The organism is Streptomyces cupreus (genome assembly GCF_014257025.1).
GTDB classification, from domain to species: Bacteria; Actinomycetota; Actinomycetes; order Streptomycetales; family Streptomycetaceae; genus Streptomyces; species Streptomyces cupreus.
Genome location: NZ_JACMSF010000070.1, coordinates 1 through 14,405 on the forward strand (window position 1 = coordinate 1; position 14,405 = coordinate 14,405).

Here is a 14,405-nt window from a genome sequence, read left to right on the forward strand (position 1 = left end):
CGGGAAGCCGTGGGGCCTGCCGGTCGCCGGGAAGCCGTGGGGCCTGCCGGTCGTCGGGAAGCCGTGGGGCCTGCCGGTCGTCGGGAAGGCGCGGGGTCTGCCAGTCGCCGGGAAGCCGCCGGGGTCACAGGCCACGGGGAAGCCGCCGGGGCCACAGGCCATGAGGAAGCCGCCGGGGCCACAGGCCATGAGGAAGCCGCCGGGGCCACAGGCCATGAGGAAGTCGCCGGGGCCACAGGCCACCGGGAAGCCGCTCGGGCCACCGCCCACCACAACCGTGTCGGCGGGCTCGCCCTCGCCCAGGCCTTGGACGCGCTGCGCAGTGCCGCGGGAGAGGCGATCCAGTTGCACGGGGGCATCGGTTTCACCTGGGAGCACGACGTTCACCTGTACTTCAAGCGGGCCGCGGGCGACGAGCTGCTGTTCGGACCCGTGCACCGGCTGCGGGCGCACGCGGCGGAGGCGGTACGGCTCTTCGAGGCGCCGGAGGTGACGGTGTGATCGGCGTCCGGATCGTGCAGAAGGTGTCGTCGACGCGCGGCTTCGCCAAGGTCGCCCCGCATGTGATCCCGGCGCTCGACCGTGCCGTGCACCGGCTCACCCGGGGCCGGGTGCTGCTCAGCGCGCGGATGCTGCCCGGGGTGATCCTCACCTCCACCGGCGCCCGCAGCGGACAGCCCCGCCGTACGCCGCTCGCCTGTATGCCGGAACCGGAGAAGGGGACCTGGATCCTCATCGGCTCCAACTTCGGCAGGACCGGCCATCCCGCCTGGACGGCGAACCTCCTCGCCCATCCCGAGGCCGAGATCAACTGGAAGGGCGCCGACATCGCCGTAACCGCGCAACTGCTGACAGGGGAGGAGCGGGCGGCCGTATGGAAGGTGGCGCTGGACTTCTGGCCGCCTTACGCCACCTATCAGGCGCGGGTGGAGCGGGAGATCCGGCTCTTCAGGGCCGTACGAAGGACGTCGTAGGGCTTAGAGCGTGTGCTGGACCAGCAGGAACGCCCCGATGCCGAGCATCGCCGCTCCGGAGGTCCGGGTGACCGCGCGGGCCGCCGCCGGGCGGGCGCCGAGGACCACGCGGGCGCCCAGGCCGACGGCGAGGTAGACGGCGGCGCAGCACGCCATGTGGAGCAGGCCGAGGACGGCGGTCTGCGCGGGGACCGGCAGATGGCCGCCGCCGGTGGCGAGGAACTGCGGCAGGACCGACAGATACAGCAGCAGGCCCTTCGGGTTCAGGCCGCTGATCATGGCCCCGCGCAAGAAGACCCGGTCCCCGGCACCGGCCGCCTCCCCGGGCACCCCCGGCCGGCGCAGCACGCTCCAGCCGAGCCAGACGAGGTATGCCGCCCCGGCCACCGTCAGCCCGGTCAGCAGCGCGGGTGAGCTTGCCACCAGGACGGCGAGGCCTGCCGCCGCCAGGACCGTGTGCAGGGCGTAACCGCTCACCAGGCCTCCCACCGCCCGAGCCACCGAGCCGCCGCGCAGTCCCGCCGAGATCGCGTACGCCCAGTCGGCGCCCGGCACACACACCAGCAGCAGGTCAAGAGCGAGGAAGGAGATGAGGGTTCCGGAGTCCATGGTGGGGACATTAGGCGGGAATGGCCCGAAAGTGTTGTCGAAGTTTGCTCGGCATCCCATGGCATGAGGGAAGATCTACCTCATGGACGACGTGGACCGGAAAATTCTTGCCGAGCTCCAGCAGGACGGGCGGCTGACCGTGACCGAGCTGGCCGGACGGGTGCGGCTGAGCGTCTCGCCCTGCCACCGGCGGCTGCGCGAGCTGGAGCGGTCGGGGGCGATCAGCGGCTACCGGGCCGTCGTGGAGCCGACCGCCGTGGGGCTGACCTTCGAGGCGCTGGTCTTCGTCTCGATGCGCCAGGAGGACCGGGACACCGTCGCCGAGTTCGAGCGGGCCATCGGCGAGATCGAGTACGTACTGGACGCCCAGCGGCTGTTCGGGGAGCCGGACTACCTGCTGCGGGTGGCGACCGCCGACCTCGCCGCCTTCCAGCGGCTGTACGACGAGCGCCTGGCCACCCTGCCCGGGGTACAGCGGCTGACCTCGACGCTGGTGATGAAGCACGTCGTACGCGGCCGTCCGCTGCCCGCATAGCGCGGCAGGCGGCCGTCCACCTCGGTGAACAGCCGCCTGCCAGACAGGACTTGGGGGGGGCCTGGAAAAAGACTGGAAAGAGATCCGGGCGCTACTTCGTCGGCTTCTTGCCGGTCACGCCCAGATGCACCAACAGCGCCAGGTTCGGCTTGAGTTCGGCCTGCTTGACGCCCCAGGTCTGGAAGCCCTTCTGGTGCGAGGCCACCGCCGCGAGCATCGCGACGATCGAACCCGCCACCGCGGCCGGGTTGACGTCCTTGTCGACCTTGCCCTTGGCCTGCAACTCCGCGACCGCGTCCGCGAGGGAGTTGTTCACCGAGTTCAGGATCTTCATCCGGATCTTGTAGAAGCGTTTGTCGCCCTCGGCGGCACCGAGATCGACCACGCGCAGGATCGCGTCGTTCTTCCGCCAGAACTCCAGGAATCCGTCGACGAGTTCCTGAGAGGTCTGCCAGCCGGACTTGCCGACCCACGACCGCCCCGCGAGCAGCTCGGTCAACCCGGCGCCCTCGGCGGCCATTTGCTCGGCGATCTCCAGGACGGCGCCTTCGACGTCCGGGAAGTACTGATAGAAGGTGGCGGGCGAAGTGCCCGCTTTCCGGGCGACATCGATGACTTTGACGTCCCGGTAAGGGGAGGAGCTGAGCATCTCGCTGAGGCAGTCGAGCAGCTTCTGCCGGGTCGCCTGCCCACGCCGGCCGGCCACGCGGCCGTCGACGGTACGCACTTGTCCTGTCATGCCGTCAGCTTACCGAGGGGTGATCGGAGCGCGATTCGGCCGACTGCAAATGGGGTGCACGAGTGCCCGGAGGCTGGTGTGCCTGGTCTGCGGGGTGCGTAAGCGCCCGTTACTTTGGCGACATGGCCGAAAACAGGGCATCCGGGTATGCCGAGGGCGTCCCCTGCTGGGTGGACGCCCAGCTCCCCGACGTCGAGGCGGGCAAGCGGTTCTACGGTGAGCTCTTCGGGTGGAGCTTCGAGGAGTCCTACGCGCTCAAGGACGGGGAGCGCGTCGCCACGCTCGTCCACAAGACGGACGGACGGATGCCGACCGTCTGGACGGTGTACTTCGCCACCCCGGACGCCGAGGCGCTGGTCCGGCGGATCCGGGAGGCGGGCGGCCAGATCGTCACCGCGCCCGTGGAGGTCGGCGCCGGGGAGGGGGTGACCGCGCTGGTCACCGACCCCGAGGGCGCCGTCTTCGGCCTCTGGCAGGCGGGCGAGCACCCCGGCTTCGGGCGCCGTCAGGAACCCGGCACCTTCGCCTGGGTCGAGCTGTACGCCCGGGACACCGAGAACGCCGACGAGTTCTACGGCGGCCTGTTCCACGACGCCCTGTTCGGCCCCGACGCCGAGCCGGACTTCGGCCGCGCCCCCGTCTCCGACGTCTTCCCCACCGAGATGCCGCCCCACTTCCTCGTCCACTTCGCGGTGGAGGACTGCGAGGAGGCCCTCGGGGCGGTGCAGCGGCTGGGCGGACGGGTCCAGGCTCCACCCTTTGAGACGTCGTACGGGACAGTGGCCGTCGTCACCGACAATCAGGGGGCGTCGTTCGCGCTGCTCCAGCGCTCGAACTGAGGCTTTTATCCAAAGACACCCCGATTCGACCCCGGGTTCGCAACCACGCCCGCGGACAGGAAGAATCGGGGTGCGTGCCGCCATGGCGGTGCGGTGGTGAGACGCTGCACGGGGTCGCGTACATACGTGGGTGACGTGGCCCGTACGGGGAGGTGGCAGGCAAGTGGTGGATCAGCTGACACAGCACGATCCGCGGCGGATCGGGCCGTTCGAGGTGCTGGGACGGCTGGGTGCCGGCGGCATGGGGCTGGTCTATCTCGCGCGCTCGGCGTCCGGCCGACGCGTGGCGATCAAGACGGTCCGTACGGAGCTCGCCGAGGACCAGCTCTTCCGCGTTCGCTTCACACGCGAGGTCGAGGCGGCCCGGGCCGTCTCCGGCTTCTACACGGCGGCCGTGGTCGACGCCGACCCCCGCGCCGCCGTGCCGTGGTTGGCCACCGCGTACGTCCCCGCGCCCTCCCTCGAAGAGATAGTGAACGAGTGCGGGCCCCTCCCGGCCCAGGCGGTGCGCTGGCTGGCGGCGGGCGTGGCGGAGGCCCTCCAGTCGATCCACGGCGCCGGTCTCGTCCACCGCGACCTGAAGCCCTCCAACGTCCTTGTCGTCGAGGACGGCCCCCGAGTCATCGACTTCGGCATCGCGTCCGGCGTCTCGAACACCCGTTTGACGATGACGAACGTCGCCGTCGGCACCCCCGCCTACATGTCCCCCGAGCAGGCGAAGGACTCCCGCAGCGTGACCGGCGCGAGCGATGTGTTCTCGCTCGGCTCGATGCTGGTGTTCGCGGCGACGGGCCACCCGCCCTTCCACGGCGCCAACCCGGTCGAGACCGTCTTCATGCTGCTCCGGGAGGGCCCGGACCTGGAGGGCCTCCCGGACGAACTGCGCCCGCTGATCGAGTCCTGTATGCAGATGGAGGCCACGGGCCGCCCCAACCCCGCCGACCTCCAGGCCCAGCTCGCACCCCACCTCTTCGGCTCCGGCTCGGACGACAGCGGTACGGCGTCGGCGTGGCTGCCCGAGCGGGCGGTGAGCCTGATCGAGGCCCGCCGCAACGGCCGCCCGCCGACCAAGCCGACCCCCAGCTCCGGCGGACGCAGCGGCGGCCGGATGGCCCCGCCGCCGCCCTCCCGCGACCCCGTGCCGGCACCCGTGGGTGCCCCCGACATCGGCCCGGTGCGCCTGGCGGGCGCCCAGGTGCCGATCGGCCCGGGACCGCGCGCCGCCGACGCCCGCGCCGCCGCCGTGAAGGCGCCGCCGCCGGAGGCCGGCCTGGTCGCCTCCTGGTCCAAGCCCCGCCCCGGAGTCAACGGCGCAGACCCTGCCGTACCCCCGGCCCCGACAGCGCCCCCGGAGACGGCGAGCGGCTGGCGGCCCTGGCGGTTCCGCATGTCCAACGATGTGTGGGGTACGCCCTCGGTCTCCGGCGACCTGGTCTACGTCACCTCCTTCGAGGTGCACGCCCTGGACGTCGGCACCGGCCGCCGCCGTTTCAAGACGAGGGACGTCGCCTGGTCGGTGGCGGTCGCGGACGGCCGTATCCACGCCTCCGACGGCCCCACCCTCTTCGCCCTGGACTGCCGCGAGGGCGGCGACCTGTGGCGGCTGTCGACGGACGCCTGGGTCTACTCCCTCAAGGCCGAACGCGGCACGGTCGTCACCGGCACCCGCGGCGGCGGGGTCCAGGCCTGGGAGGCGTCCACCGGTCAGAAGCTGTGGGAGCTCACCGGCGCCCAGACCGACTTCGAGTCCCCCGAGGCGGGCCCCGCGCTCCACGAGGGCACGGTCTACGTCTGGCAGGACGCCCGTCTGCGCGCCCTGGACGCCCGCACGGGCGACGAGCGCTGGTCCTACCCCATCGGCGACGCGGCCTCCTGCGGCGGCGTCCCGGTACGGGTCTCGCAGGCGGTGGACGGCTATGTCTACGTCTCCGCGGGCACCCGGGTCCTCGCCCTCGACGTCACCTCCGGCCAGGTCCGCTGGCACTTCGAGGCGCCCGCGGTCTTCCTCTGCCCGCCGACCTTCGTGCCGGGCCCGGCGGTGACGGGCGGTGGCGTGTACCTCGCCGACTACCTCGGCACGGTGTACGCCCTGGACGCGACCGACGGCCGCGACCGCTGGCGGATCGCGACGGAGTCCAGATCCTCCGTCGAACCGGTACTGGTGGCCGCGGGCCATGTGCACGTGGGAAGCGGCAAGGGCCTGTACACGCTGGACGCGGTCACCGGAACGCCGAAGTGGCGCTTCCAAGCGGGCGGGGACATCGTGGGGGCGCCGTCCGTGGCGGAGGGCCGCATCCACTTCGGCTCCACGGACCACCTGCTCTACACCCTCAAGGCCGACGACGGCCGCCTGCGCTGGAAGCTGGCGACCGGCGGCGAGATCACCGGCTCCCCGGTCGTGCGGGACGGCGTCGTGTACGCGTGCAGCAAGGACCGCTGCGTGTACGCGCTGGACGCGGAGAAGGGCACCGGAACGGCCAGGACCGCTTGATCTCCGGGGCTTGATCTCCGGGGCGGGGGACGGCCGTCGTACCGGTGCACGGAAGGGGGCCAGACGGCGGCCGTCGCTGCCGGGAGCGGCTCTGGTGCCGCTCTCACCCCAGACGCTACGCCGGGGACGCCCCGGTCGCCACGTGGTGACATGACCGTGACAGGTGATCGGTAGGGTGCCGATATGGATCTTCGGGGGCGCAAGCTCAAATTCACAGCAGTAACGGCATTGGTGGTCCTGGCGCTGACGGGCTTCTCGTCGGGCCGCGGCCACGGCGGCGGCAGCGGCGACGGCGACTCGGGCGGCGGATGCAGCAGCTCCAGCCAGAACCATGACAGTTCCACTTCCCGCCACGACGATGACGACGACTCCGGATCCAGCGGCTCCGGTTCCGCCGAGGCGACGCAGGACGCCACCGTGGAGCTGGTCAGCTGCGCCACCGAGGAGAGCCCGTACGCGACCGTCGAGGTCACCAACCCGAACGGCACCAGCGCCGATGTCACCGTCGTCGTCCATTTCCTGGACGCCCGGTCCTCCGTGGTCGACATGCAGACCGTGGACGAGCTCGTCCCCGCGAACGAGACGGTGCAGGTCCAGCTCGACCTCACCGACGCGGCCAAGGCGACACAGGTCGACCACTGCGAGGCCGAGCTGATGCCGTCCGTCTGAGAGCCTGTGTCACCTCACCCGAGGGCCGCCGCTCCGCCGCCCCGCGAACAACTCGGCCTGCCGCTCGGCGGGCAGATTCCCGAGCGCGATGAGATGAGGCGCCTGGGCAAAGGCATGGGCACGGGCCGCCTCTTGGGCGGCCCAGAGGGCACGGACGGTGCCCTGGACGGCGTGGGTGGGGTAACCGGCGATGACGGTGGCGCACTTCAGGGCGGCAGCCAAGTGGCCGTCGTCCTCCGTAAGTTCGGAGACGAGCCCGACCTCATGGGCCCGCCGGGCGGACATCCGCTCGGCGGTGCCCATGAGCATCATCCGTGCGACCTCACCGATGGGCATCCGCTGAGCCATGAGCAGGGACTCATAGGCGCTGACCATGCCGTAGGTGGTGTGGGGATCGAAGAACTCCGCGGTCGGGTCGGCCACGATGAAGTCACACTCACCGAGCAGATAGAAGGCCCCGCCACAGGCCATCCCGTGCACGGCGGCGATGACGGGCTTGAAGAGGTCACTGGACTTGGGCCCGACTCTCAGCAACGGATCGTCCTGCATATACGGCGAGTTCGGCTGAGGGACGACGACATCGCGGTCGATGCCGGTACAGAAGGCCCGCTCCCCGGCGCCGGTGAGGACGAGGGCGCGTACGGGGTCATCGAAACGGAACGCCCGCCAGACGTCGGCGAGTTCAGCCGCCGTCTCCAGATCGATGGCGTTGAGTCTCTCGGGCCGATTCAGGGTGACGACGGCGACGCCGGTGTCCTTGTCGACGCTGATGTCGAGGCTCATGGACGCTCCAGAACCCACTGCGGAAGCCCTTCGGGACTGAAGACGGCCTGAACCCGGGCCCCGATGCGCACACGGTCGAGCGGGACGGAGTCGAGAGGCGCACCCGCCCGGGCGACGAGGTTGCCGACGAGACGGATGCGGGGCGCGTCGATGAGCTCGACGAGGACGACGTTGTACGGCGCCTGAGCTGCGTAGTAGGGCAGGAGAGGCGGATGGGGAACGACGTAGGACCAGATACGGCCGTGCCCCTTCACGGGCCGCCATTCACTTGCGAAGGACTGGCAGTGCGGGCAGCAAGGCCGGGGTGGGAACCTGAGTTCGCCGCAGTCGGCGCAGGCCTGCAGGCGGAGTTCGCCCTGGCCGGCGTACTGCCAGAAGGGGGCGCCGTCGGGGTCGGTGACGGGGGAGAGCATCCGTGGATCAACTCCTCAGGTTCGTAGCAGCAGCGCGGAGGTGGGCACGCCCTCGCCGGCGGTGACGAGGCAGGTGGCGGCGCCGGGGACCTGGGCGGTGCCGGTGCCGCGGAGCTGCTTGACGCCTTCGTTGATGAGGTTGAAGCCATGGACGTAGGCCTCGGAGAGCCCGCCGCCACCGGTGTTGATGGGGAGCCGTCCGCCGATTTCCAGGGCGCCTTGTTCGGTGTAGGCGCCGCCTTCTCCTCTCCCGCAGAAGCCGTAGCCCTCCAGGGAGAGCGGGACGAGGGGGGTGAAGGCGTCGTAGATCTGGGCGACGTCGATGTCCTGAGGGGTGAGGTCGGCGTGCTTCCAGAGGTGGCGGGCGGCGGTCCAGGCGGGGCCGGTGAGGGGATCGTCGTTCCAGTAGTTGACCATGCCATGGTGCTGGGCGGGCAGACCCTGGGCGGCGGAGTGGACGTAGACGGGCCGCTGGGCACAGTCCCGGGCCCGCTCACTGCTGACGACGACGCAGGCCAACGCCCCATCTGTCTCCAGACAGTTGTCGTAGAGGCAGAGGGGCTCGCTGATCCAGCGGGAGGTCATGTACATCTCGCGGGTGAGGGGGCGGTCGTACATGATCGCGGAGGGGTTCTGGTTGGCGCGGTTGCGGCAGGCGAGGGCGACGTTGAAGAGGTGGTCCCGGGTGGTGCCGTACTCGTGCATATGGCGGCGGGCGAGCATGGCTATCTCATCGACGGGCCGCAGGAGCCCGAAGGGCCGGGTCCACTGGGCGGGAGTGGGGAGTTGGACGTCGGTGTTGGTCCACGGCCGGGGCCCGCTGCCCCGCTTGCGTGAGCGCCAGGCGACGCCCACGGTGGCCTGGCCGGATGCGATGGCGGCGGCGAGGTGGGCGACGGTGGCGCACGAACCGCCGCCCCCGTAACCGACTTTGCTGAAGAAGGTGAGGTCACCGAGGCCGACGGCCTTGGCCAGCTCCACCTCGTCCGTGTCCTCCATGGTGTAGGAGGCGAGCGCGTCGACCTCGCCCGGCGCGATCCCGGCGTCGTCGAGGGCGGCGAGGACGGCTCGGCAGGCGAGGGTGCGCTCGTCTTCTCGGAGTTGCTTGGCGAAGGGGGTCTGTCCAATGCCCACGATGGCGGTGGCGTCCTTGATCCCGACCATGCTGTTTGCCCCTCCCGTCTGCTGACAGTGCGTCAGGCTACAGCTAATCTGACGGACAGTCAGCTATTGGTTTGGGGGCTGTTGTGCGCGGTGACATGGAGTGGGGCAGCATTCCGGGACTCGTCCGGTACGCCGCTGAGCGGTACGCGGACGCCGAGGCGGTGGTGGAGGGGCGTACGCGGATCTCGTACGCGGAGTTGGACGAGAGGGTTTCGCGTTCGACGGCGGCGTGTATGGCGAACGGGGTCCGGCCGGGCGACCGGGTGGCGATCTGGGCGCCGAACTCCCTGGACTGGATCGTGGCGGCGCTGGGCGCGGCGTCGGCCGGGGCGGTGCTGGTGCCGCTGAACACGCGGTTCAAGGGCGCGGAGGCGGCGGATGTGCTGCGCCGGAGCGGGGCGCGGTTGCTGTTCGTGACGGGGACGTTCTTGGGGACGTCGTATGTGGCGTCGCTGAGGCGGGCGGGGCTTGAGTCGCTGCCGGCGCTGGAGCGGGTCGTGGTGCTGGCGGATGACGCGCCGGCGGACTTTCTGACCTGGAAGGACTTCCTGGCGAGCGGGGAGGGGCTGGAGTTCGGCCCGGTCGACGTGGGCCCGTCGTCGCCGTCGGACATCGTCTACACGTCGGGGACGACGGGCCGTCCGAAGGGGGCGGTGATCACGCATGGGCAGACGCTGAGGGCGTACGAGATCTGGAGCGATCTGGCGGGGTTGAGGGTGGGCGACCGCTATCTGATCGTGAACCCCTTCTTCCACACCTTCGGCTACAAGGCCGGGGTGATCGCCTGTCTGATGCGCGGGGCGACGATGATCCCGCAGCCGGTGTTCAACGTGGACACCGTGCTGGCGAACGTGGCGGCGGAGGGGGTGTCGGTACTGCCGGGCCCGCCGACGCTGCTGCAGTCACTACTGGACCACCCGTCACGCGGGGCCTTCGACCTCTCGGCGCTGCGGCTGGTGGTGACGGGGGCGGCGGTGGTGCCGTTGCGGCTCGTGTCGCGCCTGCGCTCGGAACTCGGGGTGGCGACGGTCCTGACGGCGTACGGCCTCTCGGAGGCGAGCGGCATCGTGACGATGTGCCGCCGGGGAGACGCCCCGTCGGTGATCGCGTCGACGTCGGGGCGGGCGATACCGGGGACGGAGGTGAGGGTGGATTCTCCCGTGCTCGGGGAACCAGGGGAGGTCCTGGTCCGGGGCTTCAACGTCATGCGCGGCTACTGGGAGGACGAGGCGGCGACGGCTCAGACCCTGACCTCGGACGGCTGGCTGCGGACGGGGGATGTCGGGGTACTGGACGAGACGGGGAACCTGCGCGTGACGGACCGGATCAAGGACATGTACATCGTCGGCGGCTTCAACGCGTACCCGGCGGAGATCGAGCAGTTGTTGGGCCTGCACCCGGATGTGGCGGACGTGGCGGTGGTCGGAGTACCGGATGCCCGGCTGGGGGAGGTCGGCAAGGCGTACGTGGTCCGGCGCTCCGGTTCCGTGCTGACGGCGGACGACTTGATGGCGTGGTCCCGCCGGGAGATGGCGAACTACAAGGTGCCGAGGTCGGTGGAGTTCGTGCCGGAGCTGCCGAGGAACGCGAGCGGGAAGGTGGTGAAGGGGCGGCTGAGGGGGACGCCGGGGAGCTGATCCGGCGTCCCTGGGTGCGGGATGTCCAGCGAAAGCGTCCCGCAGCTGGAACTGATCACCGTGACACACCTCGGCCGCGGCGGCTCCCCCTCCGCGCCGCCGCGGCCGATCCCCGTGCGGGAAAAGGACTGTGTGCCGGGCCGTCAGGCCGGGTTGTCCGTGACGTGGGTGTTGTCCGTGGTGGCCTCGCCCTCGTCCTCGGTGCTCGTGACGTGGGTGTTGAGGGGCTCGATCGGGCTGCTCGTCACATGCGTGTTGAGCGGCTTGATCTCCTCGCCACTGTCCACGTCGGTGACGTGGGTGTTGTCGGGCTCAAGGATGGGGTCCTTCTCGGTGTTGCTCATGGGTGGTGCCTCCCCTTGGTGGATCCGTGCGGAACTGCGAGGCCCGCCCGGCGACTCCCCCGAGGGCCGCCGGACGGGCTGCTCGCGGCCGTTCACCTTAGACGACGGCCGAAGGTCGTCCCGTCTGCCCCCCGACGCGACGGATCGACACGTTGAGAGTGCCTGGCGGCGATAAACGAATGATGAACGCCCCCATGCTCCTCACCGCTCCCAACGCCCTCACGCCGCGACCGGCGCAATCAGTCCCCTCACCGCATCCGCCTCCGGTGAGCCCAACCGCTCGTAGATCTCCAGGGCCTCGCGCCAGCAGACCTGTGCCCGGCCGGAGTGTCCGATGCCGTTCAGGGCCTTGCCCAGAACGGTCAGCACGTGCCCTCGGCGCCATTCGCCGCCGATTCCGCGCAGCACCGTGAGCGCCGTCTCGGCGTTGCTCGCCGCCTGGGCCGGCTTGCGGGCCTCCAGGTCGACCTCCGCGAGCCGACACAGCGTCATCCCTTCCCACAGGCGCTGCCGGCTGTCGCGGAAGACCCCGAGCGCCTCGTCCAGTTGCTGCGTCGCCTCGCTGTGCTGTCCCGTCTTGGCCAGCGCCATCCCGAGGGCGTAGCGGCCGTTCGCGCCCCGCAGGGTGTGGCCCAACGACTGGTAGATGTCGGTACCTTGGCGGGCGAGCGCCACGGCGGTGTCGGCACGCCCCGTGGCGAGGTGCAGACGGGACAGGTTGCACAACGGGCTCGCGGACCCCGCGACATCGCCGCAGCCCCGGAACTTGTCGATGGCCTGGCTGAAGAACCGCTCGGCATCCGTGTAGCGGTTCTGGTAGAACGCGATGCTCCCCAGGATGTTCGCCGCCCAGCTGGAAGGCAGGGGGTCGTCGGTCGCCTCGGCGAGCTGGATCGCCTCCTGCGCCTCCGGGTACGCCCGGTCGAACAGGCCGGAGAACAGACGTGCGTTGCTCAGTACGACCGAGGCGCGGCCCTCTGCGCGTACGTCGCCTTCGGCATGCGCGGCGTCTCGCAGCACCGTTGCGGCGGCCTCGTACTCCTTCGAGTTGGCCCCCGACTCGGCCAGGTCGACGGACGCCCACAGGAGGTCGACAGCCCGCCGGAGGGTGCCGCCCTCGGCGGACTGCCGGACACAGGCGAGCAGCGGTACCGCCTCGGAGTACAGCCAGTCCCGTGCGGCTTGTCGGTCGGGGAAGGTCAGGCCCACCGGGCCGGTGGGGTGGAGGTGGTCCACCAGCCGGTCACCGGGGCGCTCGATGGCGTAGACCCCGGCCGCGGTGCCCAGATAGAAGTCCAGGAGTCGGGACAGCGCCGCATTCCGCTCGCCGGGCGGCTGTTCGTCCCTCTCCGCACAAGCACGCGCGTAGAGCCGAACAAGGTCATGGAACCGATACCGCCCCGGCGCCGCCGATTCCAGCAGCGACGTATCGACCAGCGACTCCAGCAGGTCCTCCGTCTTCTCCACCGGAAGATCCAGTACCGCCGCGGCGGCAGCAAGAGAGATATCCGGCCCGTCCGCCAGCCCCAGCAGCCGGAACGCCCGTGCCTGGGCGGGCTCCAGTTGCCCGTACCCCAGCTCGAACGTCGCCTTGACCGCCAAGTCCCCGGCCTGCAACTCGTCCAGCCGGCGCCGCTCATCCCCCAGCTTCGCCGCCAGTACCGACACCGTCCACGTCCGCCGGGCCGCGAGCCGGGACGCCGCGATCCTGATCGCCAGTGGCAGGAAGCCGCACGCCGCCACCACGTCCAGGGCCGCCTCCCGTTCCGACGCCACCCTCTCCTCGCCCACGATCCTCGTGAACAGGGAGAGGGCCTCATCGGGGGACATCACATCCAGGTCCACCAGGTGCGCCCCGGCCAGGTCCACCATCCGCACCCGGGACGTCACCAGCGCCGCACACCCCGACGTCCCCGGCAGCAGCGGGCGTATCTGCGCCGCGTCCCGCGCGTTGTCCAGCAGTACCAGGACCCGCCTGCCGTCCAGGACCGAGCGGTACAGCGCCGCCCTCTCCTCCAGCGAGTCCGGGATCGCCGAGTCCGCCGTGCCCAGGGCCCGCAGGAACGAGCCCAGTACCGTCTCCGGGTCCGCCGCCCTCGCGCCCGCGCCCTGGAGGTCCACGTACAGCTGGCCGTCCGGGAACGCCGAGCGAGCCTGGTGGGCCACATGGACAGCCAGGGTCGTCTTGCCGACACCCCCGATCCCCGCCAGCGCCGACACCGCCATCACCCGGCCCTCCGCCGACGCCAGTACGTCGCTCAGCTCGGAGACGAAGGACGCGCGGCCCGTGAAGTCGGGTACGGTGGCGGGGAGTTGGGCCGGCCGGACCGGGACCGCCGAGGGTTCGGCGAGGGGAGCTGACGGTTCCGCCAAGCCCGGGTCCGCCTGCAGGATTCGATGCTGGAGCTCCCTCAACCCCGGACGAGGGTCCACGCCCAGTTCGTCCGCCAGCAGGCGCCGAGTGTCCGCGTACACCGCCAGCGCCTCCGCCTGGCGTCCGCTGCGGTACAGGGCCAGCATCAGCAGCTCGCGCAGGCGCTCCCGGAGCGGATGCGCCGCCGTCAGGGCCGTCAGTTCCGAGACCGCCTCGGCGTGGCAGCCCTGTTCCAGGTCCATGTCCAGGCGGGACTCGAGGAGTTGGAGCCGCCATTCCTCCAGGCGGACGCGTTGCGCCTCCGCATAGGGACCGGGGACTCCCGCCAGCGGCTCCCCGTCCCACAGCGCCAGCGCCCGGTTCAGTACGGCACGGGCGTGGCACAGATCCCCCGCCCCCCGCGCCTTCTCCGCCTCCGTCGCCAGCTCCTGCGCCACCGACAGGTCCAGGGCGCCCTCGCCCAGCGAACGAACCGCGTAACCGCCCGACTCGCTCACCAGGACCCCGGGGTCCAGGACCTTGCGCAGACGGGACGCGTACGTCCGCAGTGCCGCCAGCGCCTGGGACGGTGGTTCCCCGCCCCACAGGGCGTCGATCAGCTCCGCCGCCGTCGCCGTGCGGCCCTCGCGCAGCAGTAGGGCCGCGAGCAGGGCGCGTTGCTGGGGGGAGCCGGTGTTGAGCAGCTCTTCCTCGCGCCAGGCACGCACCGGGCCGAGCACGCCGAAGCGCAGCGCCGCCGGCTCCTGTGAGCCGGCCGGGCCGCCACGCCTCTGCTGCGGCACCCGTGGTACACCGTCCATCGCGTCCCCCTGCAGAACGTCATGACAACCAGGC

At 71.0% G+C, this 14,405-nt stretch carries 13 protein-coding genes and 1 pseudogene; 7 read left to right on the top strand and 7 right to left on the bottom strand.

Annotated features, from left to right (window positions below; translation table 11 throughout):
- Together H4N64_RS47035 and H4N64_RS37980 are read left to right on the top strand one after the other, a co-directional pair.
- Window positions 1-501 (top strand): annotated as a pseudogene (locus H4N64_RS47035) (acyl-CoA dehydrogenase family protein); the annotation flags it as partial.
- Window positions 498-974: a nitroreductase family deazaflavin-dependent oxidoreductase gene (locus H4N64_RS37980; protein ID WP_186287165.1), complete on the top strand. Its 477-nt coding sequence runs from the start codon at window positions 498-500 to the stop codon at window positions 972-974. The pseudogene H4N64_RS47035 and the gene H4N64_RS37980, both read left to right, overlap by 4 nt.
- A gap of 3 nt (window positions 975-977) precedes the next feature.
- Here the strand turns inward: H4N64_RS37980 and H4N64_RS37985 are convergent, their stop codons facing one another.
- On the bottom strand, window positions 978-1,583 hold the full coding sequence (locus H4N64_RS37985; RefSeq protein ID WP_186287166.1) for a LysE family translocator: 606 nt from the start codon (window positions 1,581-1,583) through the stop codon (window positions 978-980).
- 82 nt (window positions 1,584-1,665) lie between these two features.
- Here H4N64_RS37985 and H4N64_RS37990 point away from each other — a divergent pair, with 82 nt between their 5' ends.
- The gene (locus H4N64_RS37990; protein ID WP_186287167.1) at window positions 1,666-2,118 is read left to right on the top strand and encodes an Lrp/AsnC family transcriptional regulator; all 453 of its coding nucleotides are present in this window, start codon (window positions 1,666-1,668) and stop codon (window positions 2,116-2,118) included.
- A 91-nt stretch (window positions 2,119-2,209) separates the two neighbouring features.
- Here the strand turns inward: H4N64_RS37990 and H4N64_RS37995 are convergent, their stop codons facing one another.
- Complete coding sequence (locus tag H4N64_RS37995; RefSeq protein ID WP_186287168.1) at window positions 2,210-2,857, bottom strand: TetR family transcriptional regulator; 648 nt, start codon at window positions 2,855-2,857, stop codon at window positions 2,210-2,212.
- A gap of 122 nt (window positions 2,858-2,979) precedes the next feature.
- Between H4N64_RS37995 and kbpA the strand changes: the two genes are divergently transcribed.
- The 3 genes from kbpA to H4N64_RS38010 all read left to right on the top strand — a co-directional run bounded on the left by kbpA (window position 2,980) and on the right by H4N64_RS38010 (window position 6,856).
- Window positions 2,980-3,696, top strand: coding sequence for an AfsK-binding protein KbpA (gene kbpA / locus H4N64_RS38000; RefSeq protein ID WP_186287169.1), 717 nt, complete (start codon window positions 2,980-2,982; stop codon window positions 3,694-3,696).
- Window positions 3,697-3,859: 163 nt separating this feature from the next.
- Window positions 3,860-6,187, top strand: coding sequence for an outer membrane protein assembly factor BamB family protein (locus H4N64_RS38005; protein WP_186287170.1), 2,328 nt, complete (start codon window positions 3,860-3,862; stop codon window positions 6,185-6,187).
- Window positions 6,188-6,370: 183 nt separating this feature from the next.
- Complete coding sequence (locus tag H4N64_RS38010; protein WP_186287171.1) at window positions 6,371-6,856, top strand: hypothetical protein; 486 nt, start codon at window positions 6,371-6,373, stop codon at window positions 6,854-6,856.
- A 9-nt stretch (window positions 6,857-6,865) separates the two neighbouring features.
- On the opposite strand, the gene H4N64_RS38015 is transcribed toward H4N64_RS38010, so the two are convergent.
- Genes H4N64_RS38015 through H4N64_RS38025 form a run of 3 tightly spaced genes read right to left on the bottom strand, consistent with a single transcriptional unit; the run spans window position 6,866 to window position 9,216 of the window.
- Window positions 6,866-7,639: an enoyl-CoA hydratase/isomerase family protein gene (locus H4N64_RS38015; RefSeq protein ID WP_186287172.1), complete on the bottom strand. Its 774-nt coding sequence runs from the start codon at window positions 7,637-7,639 to the stop codon at window positions 6,866-6,868.
- Window positions 7,636-8,052 (bottom strand): Zn-ribbon domain-containing OB-fold protein, encoded by a 417-nt coding sequence (locus H4N64_RS38020; RefSeq protein ID WP_186287173.1) that lies wholly within the window; start codon window positions 8,050-8,052, stop codon window positions 7,636-7,638. Before H4N64_RS38020 ends, H4N64_RS38015 begins: the two co-directional genes overlap by 4 nt.
- A 15-nt stretch (window positions 8,053-8,067) precedes the next feature.
- Complete coding sequence (locus H4N64_RS38025) at window positions 8,068-9,216, bottom strand: lipid-transfer protein (RefSeq protein ID WP_186287174.1); 1,149 nt, start codon at window positions 9,214-9,216, stop codon at window positions 8,068-8,070.
- A gap of 95 nt (window positions 9,217-9,311) precedes the next feature.
- Here H4N64_RS38025 and H4N64_RS38030 point away from each other — a divergent pair, with 95 nt between their 5' ends.
- Entirely contained in the window at window positions 9,312-10,853 is a 1,542-nt protein-coding gene (locus tag H4N64_RS38030) for a FadD3 family acyl-CoA ligase (RefSeq protein WP_222109880.1), read from the top strand.
- A gap of 143 nt (window positions 10,854-10,996) precedes the next feature.
- On the opposite strand, the gene H4N64_RS38035 is transcribed toward H4N64_RS38030, so the two are convergent.
- Window positions 10,997-11,197 (bottom strand): hypothetical protein, encoded by a 201-nt coding sequence (locus tag H4N64_RS38035; RefSeq protein ID WP_186287176.1) that lies wholly within the window; start codon window positions 11,195-11,197, stop codon window positions 10,997-10,999.
- A 219-nt stretch (window positions 11,198-11,416) separates the two neighbouring features.
- On the bottom strand, window positions 11,417-14,371 hold the full coding sequence (afsR, locus tag H4N64_RS38040; RefSeq protein WP_186287177.1) for an SARP-family global regulator AfsR: 2,955 nt from the start codon (window positions 14,369-14,371) through the stop codon (window positions 11,417-11,419).
- Between the last annotated feature and the right edge of the window lie 34 nt (window positions 14,372-14,405).